Raw genomic sequence first — 13,933 nt, 5'->3', positions numbered from 1 at the left:
AACCGTAGCAAAGGAGAAGACATGGAGATTCGTGACAATGTGTTCCTGATCACCGGCGGTGCGTCAGGCTTGGGCGCAGCCACCGCACGCCTGCTCGTCGAAAATGGCGGCAAGGTGGTGCTCGCCGATCTGAACGTGGAGGCCGGCGAAGCGCTGGCCAGGGAACTCGGCGGTGTCTTTGTCAAATGCGACGTCAGCCGTGAAGACGACGCCACGCAAGCTGTCGAAGCCGCCACCAAACTCGGCACGCTGCGCGGCCTCGTCAATTGCGCGGGTGTCGCGCCTGCCATCAAAACGGTCGGCAAGGACGGCCCCCATCCGCTCGATTCGTTCGCGCGCACCATCTCGATCAACCTGATCGGCACGTTCAACATGATCCGGCTTGCCGCCGCGGCCATGTCGAAGAACGAGCCGAATGCGAATGGCGAGCGTGGCGTGATCATCAATACGGCGTCGGTGGCCGCCTATGATGGCCAGATCGGCCAGGCGGCTTACGCCGCGTCCAAGAGCGGCGTGGTCGGCATGACGCTGCCCATCGCCCGTGACCTGTCGCGCAACGCGATCCGCGTGATGACCATTGCGCCGGGCATTTTCGAAACGCCCATGCTGCTCGGCATGCCGCAGGAAGTGCAGGACGCCCTCGGCGCAATGGTGCCGTTCCCACCGCGTCTCGGCAAACCGGCAGAGTACGCGATGCTGGCCAAGCAGATCTTCGACAACCCGATGCTCAATGGCGAAGTGATCCGTCTGGACGGCGCGATCCGCATGCAGCCGAAGTGAGCGTCCATGCGGCGTGCCGTGTGAAAGGGGCGCATTAATGAAAAACGCCTGCATACGAATGTATGCAGGCGTTTTGTTTTGAGCCGTACCAGCGGGCGCTACCCACACTGCACACTGCCTACTCGCGATCGTTGTGCTGGGTACGCTGCCGCAGTTCGTGCAATTGCGACTCAACCACCGTTGCGTCTTCGGCATCCGGCCGGTCGCCGAGATAACGCTCCAGGTCTTCGAGCGCGGGGCGCAGGTAATCGAGCCGCGCATACGCGAAGCCGCGGTCGCGCACTTCTTCGATACTCTCCGGCAGCAGAATTACGAGACGCTGCTGCACCGCCAGCAAACGCTGCCAGCGTTCCGTCTGAAGATACGTGGACTTCAGGTTGCGCAGCATGCGGGCGATGATCTCGCGGCGCGTGGCCGGTTGCAGCAGCATGCGCAGCGCCCTGCTCACCGATTCGCCCGCCGACGCGACATAAGGCTCCAGCATCTCCACCATCTCCGACTCGGACAGCGAATGTCCGCTGGTCGGATCGAGCATCACGTCGCCGTCGGGCGTGGTCACGCGCAACAGGAAGTGGCCGGGAAAAGACACGCCGCGCGCCGGAACGCCGATCTGCTCAGCCATCTCCAGATACAGCACGGCCAGCGAAATCGGAATGCCTCGGCGCCGCTTGAGCACCGCGTTCAGATGGCTGTTGTCCGGGTCGTAATAGTCGTTGAGATTGCTGGCGAAACCCAGCTCGCGAAAGAAGAACCGGTTCAGAATGCCGACTTTCTGCTTGATGTCGGCGTCGTCCGGCATGCGCCGCTGCAGACGCACCACCAGCTCGTCGATCTCGGCGAGCGTGGCTTGCAGATCGAGGTCGGGATAAGCATCCTGCGCGAGCGAGAGCGCCGCCTCGGTCAACGGAAGACTGTCGTCTTCGGCAACCAGCGTGCTGAAATAGTCGAGAACTCGCGTCATCGTGATCACTTCGCTCGCCTTTTGAAATACGCGTACTTGAAGCCCATCAGCCAAAGCATACCGAAATATAGCGCGGCGAACAGAACGAGGCACGCCGCGAGCAACACCATGCGGTCCACCGGCCGGCTATGCAAGCCGATCCAGTCGAAGCTGATCGCCAGCCAGTGCATCGCGCCAGCCAGCACCAGACAGGCGCCGAGCAACTGCACGAAGAATTTCAGCCAGCCGCTCGACGGCGTATAGATGCCGCGTTTGCGCAGGCCAAGAAACAGCAGCAGCGCATTACCGCAAGCGCCGAGCCCGACGCTCAGCGTCAAACCCGCATGCGCGAAAATCGGCACGAACAGATAGTTGCTCAACTGCGTGAGAATCAGCACACCGACACCGATCTTCACCGGCGTCTTGATGTCCTGCTTGGCGTAGAAGCCCGGCGCGAGGATCTTGATGAGAATCAGGCCGATCAGCCCGACGCCGTACGCGGACAGCGCGCGGGAGGTCATCACCACCGAGTTGCCGTCGAACTTGCCGTAGTGGAACAGCGTGGCGGTCAGCGGCTCTGCGAAGAAGAACAGTGCGACGGCGCTCGGCGCGGCGAGCAGAAAGGTGACGCGCAAGCCCCAATCGAGCAGCGACGAATACTCGTGCGGATCGGCGTCGACGTGCGCCTTCGAGAGGCTCGGCAGCAGGATCGTGCCGAGCGCGACACCCAGCAGCGCGGTCGGGAACTCCATCAGCCGGTCGGCGTAGTTGATCCAGGACACCGCCCCCGGGCCGATGCGCGACGCGATATTCGTGTTGATGATCAGGCTGATCTGCGCGACCGAGACGGCGAACATCGCGGGCACCATCTTGGACAGCACGCGCTTCACGCCGCGATGCGCGAGCGCCTTCACCGGATTCAGGCCGATGCGCGGAATCATGTCGATCTTCTTCAGACCCGGCAGTTGCACGACGAACTGCAGCACGCCGCCCGCGATCACCGCCCACGCGAGCGCATAGACCGGCGTTTGCAGGCGCGGCGCGACAAACACGGCGGCGACGATGAACGCGACGTTCAGCAGAACCGGCGCGAATGCGGGCAGCGAGAAGTTCTTGTACGTATTCAGCACGCCCGACGCCAGCGACGTCAGCGAAATGAAAATGATGTACGGGAACATGATGCGCGTCATGGTGACCGCGAGCGCGTACGCCTGGCCCTCGTGCGCGAGGCCCGAAGCGACGATGAACACCACGCCCGACGCGCCGACCACGCCGATCAGCGAGAGGACGGCGAGCGCCCAGGCGAGCACCGTCGACGTGGCGTCGACCAGTGCCTTGGTGGCGTCATGGCCTTGCTGATTCTTGAACTCGGCGAGAATCGGCACGAAGGCCTGCGAGAACGCGCCTTCAGCGGAGATGCGGCGCAGCAGGTTCGGAATGCGGAAGGCGACGTAGAACGCGTCAGTGTATTGACTGGCACCGAACGCGCGTGCGATCAGCGTTTCGCGGGCCAGTCCGGTCACGCGCGACAGCAGCGTGAAGCCGCTGACCGTCAGCAGGGCTCGGAATAGATTCATGGGGCGCTTATTATACGGGTGCCGCAAGTGCGGACGACGAGCCGGAACGCGATTCGGACCGATTTGCCGCTCAGACGTTCGATCCGACAGGCGGATTGGCGCGTTTTTTGTGGCCCGCCCGCGCGGCGGCGCCCTGTCGGACATGCCCCGCAGCCCACTTTCAGACGGACTCCGGCCAGACTTCGGGCGGCGGCCCCAGCATCGCCGCCAGCCGGGTGCCAGGCTTTACGCCACGGGGCGGCAGGACTTCGTAGCGCTTTCCCGTTGCCACGTGCCTGATTTTGTTGCTATAATCGCCGGTTTCGAAGCTCGCTCAACTTTCGGTCTACTTCCAGACGAGGTCGCGGCCGGCGACACGCCACCTGCGAACACCCTCGAATAGCCCGAAAACACAGGCCAGCCTTCACGTAGTCCGATCGATTTTTTTCGACACTTTTGCGCTCTTGGGCAATCGCTTCCAAGAGTTCGATCTAAAAGCAGCACCTCACCACTTGAAGGTCAGGTACTGGAAACAGGAACAGGATAAGGAACCGTCATGGCTAACTCCGCACAAGCACGCAAGCGCGCCCGCCAGGCCGCCAAGGCAAACTCGCACAACTCGGCACTGCGCTCGAAGTTCCGCACGGCTATCAAGGCTGTCCGCAAGGCGATCGACGCCGGCGACAAGGCTAAGGCCGCAGAGATCTTCCAGGCATCGTCGAAGACCATCGACATCATTGCCGACAAGAACATCGTTCACAAGAACAAGGCTGCTCGCCATAAGAGCCGTCTCGCTGCAGCCATCAAGGGTCTGCAAGCGTCCGCAGCGCAGTAATTCCGGTCAGCCCGCTTCGGTGGGCTACCTCCTGTTTCCGCTGCACAGAAAGGCCCGCCTCGGCGGGCTTTTTTGCTTGGCACCGGCGCAGGCCGATGGTGTGCCCCACTCGCCGATGCCGATGCTTCGGCCGCAAAAAAACCCGCTGCTGGCGGGTTTTTGTTTTAGCCGACTTGACTGGCTTGCGCCTTAGCGCGTGTTCTTGGTCTGCTGCGTGCCATGCTCCGGCGGCAACTCGCAAGCCTCGGTCACGACAAGGTCGTTGTCTTTCGCGAAGTTGAGGACGAAGTCGAAAGCCATCGGCTCGATGTCACGCAAGCGCGAATCGAGAATCACGCACTTGAGGTCGCCGAGCATGGTCGGCCGGACGTAAAGCGAGTACTGCATATAAGCGTTCGGCCCCTTCCTTGCACCGGGGCCGAAGCACGCCATGACGCCTGCGAGGCGCTCCGACCAGTCGCTCGGCCGAAACTTTTTTCCCGTCGACGTAATGCCCTGAATGAAATATTCGGTTGGAGCTGCTTCGGCCATGTAGGAATACCTGTGTGACTGCCCAGCGGGATGACGGCAAAGCGAACGGCGAAGCGGCTTTGAATTGCCTGGACTCGCCGACCGTGCCGCGATGGCGAACCACACCACCAGAACCGCGAAGGGCCGGCTGAGCCGCCTTTGCGCTTGTCATGACGGCACACCGCGAGCAGGCCTTTCCGAGCCGCGCGAGCCGTGTCCCGCAAGCGAAATACCGGCCTGCTGGGCTTTGGGATAACCCGTAGATTATAGCGCAGCGGACCTTTTTCCGCACCGCACACAAGACAAGTCTGATGTATCGACGAGGCTTTCGGCCAGCTTGCCCGGCCTTTTGGCCGACTCGTCAAATCGGGCGAAATCCTTTATGCTGCATTGAGTTACCACAAACGACGGCGGCGCCGTCCGGCAATCCTGCCGGGTGAGACCGCCGTATTTGTTTCATGACCGCCAAGAAAATTCGCCACTACCTGCAGTTCAAGGATTTCTCGCTGGAAGACTACGAGTACGTGCTGGAACGCGCGCGCATTCTGAAACGCAAATTCAAGAACTACGAGACCTACCATCCGCTGCACGATCGCACGCTGGCGATGATCTTCGAAAAAAATTCGACGCGCACGCGCCTGTCGTTCGAAGCCGGCATCTTCCAGTTGGGCGGTCACGCCGTTTTCATGAGCACGCGCGACACGCAACTCGGCCGCGGCGAACCGATCGAAGACGCAGCGCAAGTGATCTCGCGCATGGTCGACATCATCATGATCCGCACGTTCGGCCAGGACATTCTCACCCGCTTCGCCGAGAATTCGCGCGTGCCGGTAATCAACGGGCTGACCAACGAATATCACCCGTGCCAGGTGCTGGCGGACATCTTCACGTACTTCGAGCATCGCGGTCCGATTCGCGGCAAGACGGTTGCGTGGGTCGGCGACGCCAACAACATGCTGTACACGTGGATCGAAGCCGCGCAGATTCTCGGCTTCAAGCTGCGCCTGTCCACGCCGCCAGGCTACAAGCTCGACCGCGCCATGGTCGCCGCCGAGAGCGCGCCGTTCTACGAAGAATTCGACGATCCGAACGAGGCCTGCACGGGCGCCGACCTCGTGACCACCGACGTCTGGACCAGCATGGGCTTCGAGGCCGAGAACGAAGCGCGCAAGAAAGCCTTCGCCGACTGGTGCGTCGACGCCGACATGATGGCGCGCGCCAATGCAGATGCGCTCTTTATGCACTGCCTGCCTGCCCATCGCGGCGAGGAAGTCAGCGCGGAAGTGATCGACGGCCCGCAAAGCGTTGTGTGGGACGAGGCGGAAAATCGTTTGCACGTGCAAAAGGCCTTGATGGAATATCTCCTGCTCGGCAAGCTGAATCACTGAGCGAGCCGCTGCCCGGCACTTAATGCAGCACCTAATGCAGCACCTAAGCAGCACCCAATGCAGCATCTGCGTGTAGCGCGACGGGGCCTTGAATACGAGGCAAGGCATCCACGTTTAGCGCCGCGCATCGAGCCGGCGTCCACTGCGTCAAGCGGACCCGGCTTCATCACCGCACTGCCCCAAAAACGCGGGCAGCCGGCGGTTTAGTGTCAAAATAGTGGTTTTCCGCGCTCCGGGACCGCCGGCGCGCCTTGTTTTCCCGCTTTCTCCAGCTACGAGTTCACCATGAGCGATATCAAGAAAGTCGTGCTCGCCTATTCGGGCGGCCTCGACACCTCCGTCATCCTGAAGTGGTTGCAGGACAATTACGACGCCGAAGTCGTCACGTTCACGGCCGACATCGGCCAGGGCGAAGAGCTGGAACCGGCGCGCAAGAAGGCCCTGCAACTCGGCATCAAGCCGGAAAACATCTTTATCGAAGACCTGCGCGAAGAGTTCGTGCGTGACTTCGTGTTCCCGATGTTCCGCGCCAACACGATCTATGAAGGCGAGTATCTGCTGGGCACGTCGATCGCGCGTCCGCTGATCGCCAAGCGTCAGATCGAAATCGCGCGCGCCACCGGCGCACAAGCGGTTTCGCACGGCGCAACCGGCAAGGGCAACGACCAGGTTCGCTTCGAACTCGGTTACTACGCGCTGGAACCGGGTATCAAGGTCATCGCGCCGTGGCGCGAATGGGATCTGCTGTCGCGTGAAAAGCTGCTCGCGTACGCCGAAAAGGCTGGCATTCCGATCGAAATGAAGCACAAGCAAGGCGGCGCGCCGTATTCGATGGACGCGAACCTGCTGCACATTTCGTTCGAAGGCCGTCACCTGGAAGATCCGAAAGCGGAAGCGGAAGCCGATATGTGGCGTTGGACCGTGTCGCCGGAAGAGGCGCCGGACCAGGCTGAATACCTCGACATCGAGTACGAGCACGGCGATCCGGTTGCGATCAACGGCAAGCGTCTGTCGGCCGCGGAAATGCTCACCGAGCTGAACCGCCTGGGCGGCAAGCACGGCATTGGCCGTCTGGATCTGGTGGAAAACCGTTACGTCGGCATGAAGTCGCGCGGCTGCTATGAAACGCCGGGCGGCACGATCATGCTGAAGGCGCACCGCGGCATCGAGTCGATCACGCTCGACCGTGAAGTGGCTCACCTGAAAGACGACCTGATGCCCCGCTACGCGGCGCTGATTTATAACGGCTACTGGTGGAGCCCGGAGCGCCGTGCGCTCCAGGTGCTGATCGACCATACGCAAGAGAAGGTCAACGGCTGGGTGCGCGTGAAGCTGTACAAGGGCAGCGTGTCGGTCGTCGCGCGCGATTCGAAGGAAACGCTGTTCGACAAGACCATCGCCACTTTCGACGACGACGGCGGCGCTTACAACCAGGCCGACGCTGGCGGGTTCATCAAGCTCAACGCACTGCGTATGCGGATTGCGGAAAACGCTCGCCGTCAGCGCGATTGATGAAGCGCGGCTTGGCAGCAGGCTAACTTCGCGCTAGCGAAGTTCAGCGCCGAAAGGCGCGGCCGAAGCCAAACGCAAAAAAGGCGCCGGGAGGAAACTCCCGGCGCCTTTTTTATCACCAACACGTCCGCATCAACACGTCCGCACCGACCAACCCGACTCAACCCATCACAAACAAACCGGTTCCGCCTCCAGTTCCACCCCAAACCTCTCCAGCACATCGCGCTGAATCGCTTTCGCCAGCGCCAACACCTCCGCGCCGCTCGCGCCGCCGCGATTCACCAGCACCAGCGCCTGCCTCTCGTGCACGGCCGCCGCGCCCATCGCGCGGCCTTTCCAGCCGCATCGATCGATCAGCCAGCCGGCGGCGAGCTTCACCCGGCCATCCGGCTGCACATAAGACACGACTTCCGGCTCCCTGAGCTTGAGCGCCTCGAACTGCGCCGCCTCGACCACAGGATTCTTGAAGAAGCTGCCGGCATTGCCGAGCTCCAGCGGATCGGGCAGCTTGGCGCGCCGCACCGCCACCACCGCATCGAAGATGGCCTGCGCGGTCGGCGGGGTATCGGCGTGGCCGTTCGCAGCCAGTTCGCGAGCAAGATCCGCATACCCGGCGCGCGGCTGCCAGACCTTCGGCAAACGGAACGTCACCGACGTAATCACGAAACGCTCGCGCCCTTCCCGCTTGAAAAAACTGTCGCGATAGCCGAAGCGGCAAGCCTGCGCGTCCAGCTCGACCACGGCGCCCGTGGCCAGCTCCACCGCGCGCAGCGACGCGAAACGCTCGCACATCTCCAACCCGTACGCGCCGATGTTCTGGATCGGCGCCGCGCCCACCGTCCCCGGAATCAGCGCGAGGTTCTCGAGGCCAGCCATGCCTTGCGACAAAGTCCAGGCCACAAACTCATGCCACGGCTCGCCGCCGGCCGCTTCGACGTACCATGCATGATCGTCTTCACGCACGACGCGGCGGCCCCGCAGCGCGACCAGCAGCACCAGGCCGCCAAAGTCGCCGGTCAGCACGACATTGCTGCCGCCGCCGAGCACGAGGCGCGGCAGGCCGGCTGCGCGCGGATCACGCACCGCGGCCATCAATTGCTCTTCTCGCTCAATGCGGCACGCAAACTGCGCGCGAACATCGAAGCCGAAGGTGTTGTGCGGCTTGAGCGGATAGCCGGCAACGAACGCGGCGGATTCGGAGTGGGACATCGGAATGAGAACAGTGAAACGACGAATGAAACAACGAAATAAGCAGCCTATGAAAACGGCTTCGGACCCGGGCTGCGCGGCAATGCGCGGCGGCCTTGGGCAAAAGGGAGCGGCGTCGGTAAAATGACGTCCGGTCCGTGATTATAGCGAGTGCCTCATGAGCAGCCGGCCGGCTGCGTCGCGCACCGCAGCACTATTGGGAGAAAGCAATGCCATCGTTTGACGTCGTCTGCGAAGCGAACATGATCGAAGTCAAGAACGCGATCGAGCAGTCCAACAAGGAAATTTCAACGCGCTTCGACTTCAAAGGGTCGGACGCGCGCGTCGAACACAAGGAAAACGAAATCACGGCCTACGCGGACGATGATTTCAAACTCGGCCAGGTAAAAGACGTGCTGCTGTCGAAAATGGCCAAGCGCAACGTGGACGTGCGCTTCCTCGACTACGGCAAGATCGAGAAGATCGGCGGCGACAAGGTCAAGCAGGTCATCAAGATCAAGAAAGGCGTGTCGGGCGATCTGTCGAAGAAAATCGTGCGCCTCGTGAAGGACAGCAAGATCAAGGTCCAGGCGAGCATTCAGGGCGACGCGGTGCGCATCACCGGCGGCAAGCGCGACGATCTGCAAAGCGTGATCGCCATGCTGCGCAAGGACGTGACGGACACGCCGCTCGACTTCAATAACTTCCGCGACTGATGCTTCGGCGCGCGAACGCCGCGCGCCAATGCATCAACCCGTCAGACGTCGCTCCCCGCCGCCGGCTTTGCCGCCGCATCCGTCTTCTTCTTGTCGCCAATGCGGCTCTCCTGGCCGCGCATCAGCTTGGCGATGTTGCCGCGATGGCGCCACACCAGCAGCGAGCTCATCACGACGATCGCCAGCGCGATAATATGCGGCCCGAACAGGAAGCCGTCGAAGATCGGCGCAAATACCGCCGCGGCCAGCGCCGCCAGCGACGAATAGCGCGTGAAGAACGCCACGATCAGCCAGGTCAGCAAGGTCGCCACGCCGAGGATCGGATTGATCGCGAGCAGCACGCCCGCTGCGGTCGCCACGCCCTTGCCGCCTTTGAAGCGGAAGAAAACCGGGTACAGGTGACCGAGAAACACGGCAACCGACGCAATCGCCACCGAAGTCTCGTCGAGCCCGTAGCGCGCGCCGAAATGCACGACGAACCACACCGGCAGCCAGCCCTTGAACGCGTCGCCGATCAGCGTGAGAATCGCGGCCTTCTTGCTGCCGCTGCGCAGCACGTTGGTGGCGCCCGGGTTGCCCGAGCCATAGGAGCGGGGGTCGTCGAGGCCCATCGCGGCGCTCACGATCACGGCGAACGACACCGAACCGATCAGGTAGGCAACGACAGCAACGATCAGGTTTTGCATCTGGGACTCTTATAAGGATCGGCGGTCTGAAACTCGATACCCCAACCGCAACAGGGCGCGCAACTCGGAACAAAGCGGCGCACATTCTACCGAACGCGCGCGCCCGGAAAACATTCAGGCAAACGTCAATCGACGCTCGCGCACTGAACCGCCTTTGCCGCCAGCAACGCCGTCAACACCTTCGGTTCGATGCTGACCAGGAAACCGCGCCGCCCGCCGTTCAACCAGATCTTGTCCATCTCGAGAATGCTCGACTCGACATACACCGGCATCTGCTTCCTGGTGCCGAACGGCGAGGTGCCGCCGATCAGGTAGCCGGAATGCCGGTTCGCCACTTCAGGCTTGCACGGCTCGACGCGCTTCGCGCCAATCTGCCGCGCGAGGTTCTTGGTGCTGACGGTGCGGTCGCCGTGCATCAGCACGATCAGCGGCTTGGCGTACTCGTCTTCCATGACCAGCGTCTTCACGACGTGATGTTCGTCCACGCCGAGCTGACGCGCCGATTCCCCGGTGCCGCCATGCTCGACATAATCATAAGGATGTTCGCCGAAAGTGACGCCGTGGCGGCGCAGAAACTGCGTGGCCGGCGTTTCGGAGACGTGTCGGGATTTGCTCATCGGCGCATTGTAATGGCGACTTTCCGCAACGGCTATTTGCTGAATGGTCAATTGTGCGGGACCGGCGATTATGGCACGATCGTTCGAAAATATTCCGGCGCACCGCACGCCGGGCAACGAGCCGTTCCAAGGAGACAGCGTTGAGCCCAGATTCGTCCACCCGTTCCACGATCGACATTCCCGCGCTGCTGGCCGCCCTGCCCGCGCGTATCGCCGACATTCCGGCGCTCGCCGCCGCGCGCGATCCGCAACATATCGCCTTGATCGAGGATGCGCGCCGTTTGAGCAGCGCGCAACTGCTGCAAGCCGTCGACGCCGCTACCGCGCTGCTGCGCGAATGGGGCGTGCGTGGCGGCGATCGCGTGATGATCGTCGCGGAGAACAGCATCGCGCAGATCGTCCTGCTGTTCGCAGCCGCGAGGCTCGACGCGTGGGCGCTGGTGTCGAACGCGCGCCTGTCGGCGGGCGAACTCGATTCGATCCGTGCTCATGCGCAGCCTCGCGTGGTCGCCTATGCCACCGAAAGCTCGACCGATGCCCAGCAGCACGCGCAGCGGCATCAAGCCAGCGCGGCGCCGGCTATCACGCCGGACATCGGCGCGTGGTCCTACACCGTGGACAACGCGGCGATAGCCGAACCGGTCGAAGCCGAAAACCACCGCCAATGCGCCGCGCTGATTTACACCACCGGCACCACCGGCGCACCGAAGGGCGTGATGCTCTCGCATCGCAATCTGCTCTTCATTGCCGCAATCTCGAGCCGCCTGCGCAAAGTCGGCCCGGACGATGTCGTTTATGCCGTGCTGCCGATTTCGCATGTCTATGGCTTCGCGTCGGTGTGCCTGGGCAGCCTGCACGCAGGCGCAACTTTGCGGCTCGTGCCGCGCTTCGCGCCGGAAGCCGTGCGCCGCGCTCTCGCCGAAGAACGCGTATCGATCTTCCAGGGTGTGCCCGCCATGCACGCCAAATTGCTCGAGCATCTGCACACGCACGGCCACCCGTGGTCCGCGCCGCAATTGCGCTTCGCGTATTCCGGCGGCTCGCCGCTCGACGCCGCTCTGAAAGCGCAGGTGGAGAGCGTCTACGGTCTGCCGCTGCACAACGGTTACGGCATGACCGAGAGCAGCCCGACCGTGTCGCACACCATGCTCGACGCGCCACGCAACGACTGCTCGGTCGGCGAGGTCATTCCGGGCGTCGAGGTGCGTTTCGTGGGACTTGACGGTGTCGATGCCGCGAAAGGCGAGATCGGCGAGCTATGGGTGCGCGGTCCGAACGTGATGCTCGGCTACTACCGCGGCCCCGAGCAGACACGTGCGGTCGTGACCGAAGACGGCTGGCTCAAAACCGGCGATCTCGCGCGCCAGGACGCGGACGGCGCCTTGCATATCGTAGGCCGCAGCAAGGAGCTGATCATCCGCTCGGGGTTCAATGTGTATCCGGCCGAGGTCGAGCATGTGTTGAACGCGCATCCGCAGGTCGTGCAGTCGGCGGTGGTCGGGCGCGCGGTGGAAGGTAACGAGGAAGTGGTGGCGTTCGTGGAGTTGACGGCCGGCGCGAACGTCACGCCCGCCGGCTTGATCGACTGGTGCGGCGAGCGTCTCGCGCCGTACAAGCGGCCTGCCGAAGTCAAGGTACTCGCCGCGTTGCCGGCTGCAGCGACCGGCAAGATTCTGAAGCATCGGCTGCGCGAGTTTCTCTGAACGAGAGCCAAGCCAGGCGAAACGCAAATCACCCTCGCGGATGATGCTGCGCATGCAGTGACTTCAACCGTTCGCGGGCCACGTGCGTGTAGATCTGCGTGGTCGAAATATCCGTGTGGCCGAGCAGCAGTTGCACGACACGCAAATCGGCGCCGTGATTGAGCAGATGCGTGGCGAACGCGTGCCGCAACGTATGCGGCGACAAAGGTGCATTCACACCGGCCGCCAACGCGTGGCGTTTGATGATGTTCCAGAACTGCTGGCGCGTCATGCCCTCCGCACGGTTCGTCACGAACAGTGCATCTGTTGCGCGCGCGCCGAGCAACCCGGGCCGCGCCTCGCGCAGATAGCGTTCGATCCAGCCATGCGCCTCTTCGCCGAACGGAATCAGGCGCTCCTTCGAGCCCTTGCCCATCACACGGACCACGCCCTCGTTCAGTCCCACTTCCACGGTCTTGAGCGTGACCAGTTCGGTCACGCGCAAACCGCTCGCATACATCAGTTCAAGCATCGTGCGATCACGCAGGCCCAAAGGCGTATCGATGTCGGGCGCGCCGAGCAGTGCTTCGACTTGCGCTTCGGTGAGCGTCGACGGAAAACGCGGCGGCTGTTTCGCCGAGCGGATGCGCACCGTCGGGTCGACCTTCGTGCGATGCTCGCGCACGGCCCAACCGTAGTAGCGGCGAAACACCGAAAGCCGCCGGTTCGCCGAAGTCGATTTGTCCTTCTGGCGTGCAGCGCTATACGCGTTCAGATCGGCTTCGCTCGCGGTGTCGAGTGAAGCGTCGCGGCTCTGCGCGAGCCATTCGCAAAAGAGACGCAGATCGCGGCGGTATGCGTCGAGCGTGTTGCGCGACAGGCCATGTTCGAGCCACAGTGCGTCGCAGAACGCATCGATCGATGCCGAGCTTGCAACAAAGAGAGGGGACGCGGCGGGCGCGTCGTCGATCAAGGTATCGCTCATGCGTAGGGAATGCCTTCATGCGCCAGCAGCCAGCGCTTGACGTTGCGGAAGAAACCATCTTCGGCGTGATTCGCAAAACCGCCGATACCGCTCGAACTTACCACCCGATGGCAGGGAATCACGATCGGAAAGTAATTCGCGCCGCACGCCTGACCGACCGCGCGCGGCGCGCTGCCGAGTTGCCTCGCCAATTGCCCATAGGTCAGCACGACGCCCGGCGCAATGTCGCTGATGGCCTGCCAGACGCGCTTCTGAAATGCGGTGCCGACCGGGGCAAGCGGCAACTCGAATTTCGCCGAAGCACGTTCGAAATACCGTTCGATCTGTTCGGCCGCCAGCCTCGCCAACGGCGTGTCGGGCGCGACGCTTTGCATGGAATCCGGCAGATAGACGATCTCGCGCACGGCCTCGCCTTCGAGACGGATGCCGACCTTGCCGAACGGCGCATCGATCACTGCGTTGAACATGATTGCCTGCTCCTTGCTGGCGCGGCGCTCCGGTTTGCAAAGTTGGCGCACTTGCATGTCGTGCAGCACGC

At 62.8% G+C, this 13,933-nt stretch carries 14 protein-coding genes; 6 read left to right on the top strand and 8 right to left on the bottom strand.

Annotated elements, in window-relative coordinates; genetic code table 11:
* The first annotated feature begins 21 nt into the window (after window positions 1-21).
* The gene (locus AC57B1_RS33760) at window positions 22-780 is read left to right on the top strand and encodes a 3-hydroxyacyl-CoA dehydrogenase (RefSeq protein WP_496419884.1); all 759 of its coding nucleotides are present in this window, start codon (window positions 22-24) and stop codon (window positions 778-780) included.
* 118 nt (window positions 781-898) lie between these two features.
* On the opposite strand, the gene AC57B1_RS33755 is transcribed toward AC57B1_RS33760, so the two are convergent.
* A complete protein-coding gene (locus AC57B1_RS33755) occupies window positions 899-1,741 on the bottom strand; it encodes a SirB1 family protein (RefSeq protein ID WP_408186049.1) in 843 nt (280 codons plus the stop codon).
* Window positions 1,742-1,746: 5 nt separating this feature from the next.
* The gene (gene murJ, locus AC57B1_RS33750) at window positions 1,747-3,297 is read right to left on the bottom strand and encodes a murein biosynthesis integral membrane protein MurJ (protein ID WP_408351504.1); all 1,551 of its coding nucleotides are present in this window, start codon (window positions 3,295-3,297) and stop codon (window positions 1,747-1,749) included.
* A 535-nt stretch (window positions 3,298-3,832) separates the two neighbouring features.
* On the opposite strand from murJ, the gene rpsT reads away from it, so the two are divergent.
* Complete coding sequence (rpsT, locus tag AC57B1_RS33745; RefSeq protein ID WP_012434165.1) at window positions 3,833-4,111, top strand: 30S ribosomal protein S20; 279 nt, start codon at window positions 3,833-3,835, stop codon at window positions 4,109-4,111.
* A gap of 189 nt (window positions 4,112-4,300) precedes the next feature.
* Here rpsT and AC57B1_RS33740 read toward each other — a convergent pair whose 3' ends face one another.
* Complete coding sequence (locus AC57B1_RS33740) at window positions 4,301-4,642, bottom strand: DUF3579 domain-containing protein (RefSeq protein ID WP_408351507.1); 342 nt, start codon at window positions 4,640-4,642, stop codon at window positions 4,301-4,303.
* A gap of 437 nt (window positions 4,643-5,079) precedes the next feature.
* On the opposite strand from AC57B1_RS33740, the gene argF reads away from it, so the two are divergent.
* Window positions 5,080-6,009 (top strand): ornithine carbamoyltransferase, encoded by a 930-nt coding sequence (gene argF / locus AC57B1_RS33735; RefSeq protein ID WP_091799565.1) that lies wholly within the window; start codon window positions 5,080-5,082, stop codon window positions 6,007-6,009.
* A 285-nt stretch (window positions 6,010-6,294) separates the two neighbouring features.
* Window positions 6,295-7,521 carry an argininosuccinate synthase gene (locus tag AC57B1_RS33730; protein WP_091799562.1) on the top strand — a complete coding sequence of 409 codons (1,227 nt, stop codon included), beginning with the start codon at window positions 6,295-6,297 and terminating at the stop codon, window positions 7,519-7,521.
* Window positions 7,522-7,689: 168 nt separating this feature from the next.
* Here the strand turns inward: AC57B1_RS33730 and murB are convergent, their stop codons facing one another.
* Window positions 7,690-8,730: a UDP-N-acetylmuramate dehydrogenase gene (murB, locus tag AC57B1_RS33725; RefSeq protein WP_408186047.1), complete on the bottom strand. Its 1,041-nt coding sequence runs from the start codon at window positions 8,728-8,730 to the stop codon at window positions 7,690-7,692.
* Window positions 8,731-8,939: 209 nt separating this feature from the next.
* Here murB and AC57B1_RS33720 point away from each other — a divergent pair, with 209 nt between their 5' ends.
* Complete coding sequence (locus AC57B1_RS33720) at window positions 8,940-9,425, top strand: YajQ family cyclic di-GMP-binding protein (protein ID WP_007180572.1); 486 nt, start codon at window positions 8,940-8,942, stop codon at window positions 9,423-9,425.
* 41 nt (window positions 9,426-9,466) lie between these two features.
* Here the strand turns inward: AC57B1_RS33720 and plsY are convergent, their stop codons facing one another.
* Complete coding sequence (gene plsY, locus AC57B1_RS33715) at window positions 9,467-10,111, bottom strand: glycerol-3-phosphate 1-O-acyltransferase PlsY (RefSeq protein WP_408351513.1); 645 nt, start codon at window positions 10,109-10,111, stop codon at window positions 9,467-9,469.
* A 125-nt stretch (window positions 10,112-10,236) separates the two neighbouring features.
* Entirely contained in the window at window positions 10,237-10,728 is a 492-nt protein-coding gene (gene ybaK, locus AC57B1_RS33710) for a Cys-tRNA(Pro) deacylase (RefSeq protein WP_496419883.1), read from the bottom strand.
* 140 nt (window positions 10,729-10,868) lie between these two features.
* Here ybaK and AC57B1_RS33705 point away from each other — a divergent pair, with 140 nt between their 5' ends.
* Window positions 10,869-12,431 (top strand): class I adenylate-forming enzyme family protein, encoded by a 1,563-nt coding sequence (locus AC57B1_RS33705; RefSeq protein ID WP_496419882.1) that lies wholly within the window; start codon window positions 10,869-10,871, stop codon window positions 12,429-12,431.
* 28 nt (window positions 12,432-12,459) lie between these two features.
* Here AC57B1_RS33705 and xerD read toward each other — a convergent pair whose 3' ends face one another.
* Together xerD and AC57B1_RS33695 are read right to left on the bottom strand one after the other, a co-directional pair.
* Complete coding sequence (xerD, locus tag AC57B1_RS33700) at window positions 12,460-13,395, bottom strand: site-specific tyrosine recombinase XerD (protein WP_408186044.1); 936 nt, start codon at window positions 13,393-13,395, stop codon at window positions 12,460-12,462.
* Complete coding sequence (locus AC57B1_RS33695) at window positions 13,392-13,862, bottom strand: methylated-DNA--[protein]-cysteine S-methyltransferase (protein ID WP_408296062.1); 471 nt, start codon at window positions 13,860-13,862, stop codon at window positions 13,392-13,394. The genes xerD and AC57B1_RS33695 overlap by 4 nt, the downstream gene beginning before the upstream one ends.
* Window positions 13,863-13,933 lie beyond the last annotated feature (71 nt).

Source organism: Paraburkholderia sp. BGA-UO-ETr-F21 (genome assembly GCF_059567925.1).
The sequence above is the reverse complement of the archived record's forward strand: the minus strand, read 5'-3'. Positions and strand labels throughout refer to the sequence as shown.

Coding starts and splice junctions, on each gene's coding strand:
- AC57B1_RS33760 (WP_496419884.1), top strand. CDS start 22: ATGGAGATTCGTGACAATGTGTTCCTGATCACCGGCGGTGCGTCAGGC.
- AC57B1_RS33755 (WP_408186049.1), bottom strand. CDS start 1,741: ATGACGCGAGTTCTCGACTATTTCAGCACGCTGGTTGCCGAAGACGAC.
- murJ (WP_408351504.1), bottom strand. CDS start 3,297: ATGAATCTATTCCGAGCCCTGCTGACGGTCAGCGGCTTCACGCTGCTG.
- rpsT (WP_012434165.1), top strand. CDS start 3,833: ATGGCTAACTCCGCACAAGCACGCAAGCGCGCCCGCCAGGCCGCCAAG.
- AC57B1_RS33740 (WP_408351507.1), bottom strand. CDS start 4,642: ATGGCCGAAGCAGCTCCAACCGAATATTTCATTCAGGGCATTACGTCG.
- argF (WP_091799565.1), top strand. CDS start 5,080: ATGACCGCCAAGAAAATTCGCCACTACCTGCAGTTCAAGGATTTCTCG.
- AC57B1_RS33730 (WP_091799562.1), top strand. CDS start 6,295: ATGAGCGATATCAAGAAAGTCGTGCTCGCCTATTCGGGCGGCCTCGAC.
- murB (WP_408186047.1), bottom strand. CDS start 8,730: ATGTCCCACTCCGAATCCGCCGCGTTCGTTGCCGGCTATCCGCTCAAG.
- AC57B1_RS33720 (WP_007180572.1), top strand. CDS start 8,940: ATGCCATCGTTTGACGTCGTCTGCGAAGCGAACATGATCGAAGTCAAG.
- plsY (WP_408351513.1), bottom strand. CDS start 10,111: ATGCAAAACCTGATCGTTGCTGTCGTTGCCTACCTGATCGGTTCGGTG.
- ybaK (WP_496419883.1), bottom strand. CDS start 10,728: ATGAGCAAATCCCGACACGTCTCCGAAACGCCGGCCACGCAGTTTCTG.
- xerD (WP_408186044.1), bottom strand. CDS start 13,395: ATGAGCGATACCTTGATCGACGACGCGCCCGCCGCGTCCCCTCTCTTT.
- AC57B1_RS33695 (WP_408296062.1), bottom strand. CDS start 13,862: ATGTTCAACGCAGTGATCGATGCGCCGTTCGGCAAGGTCGGCATCCGT.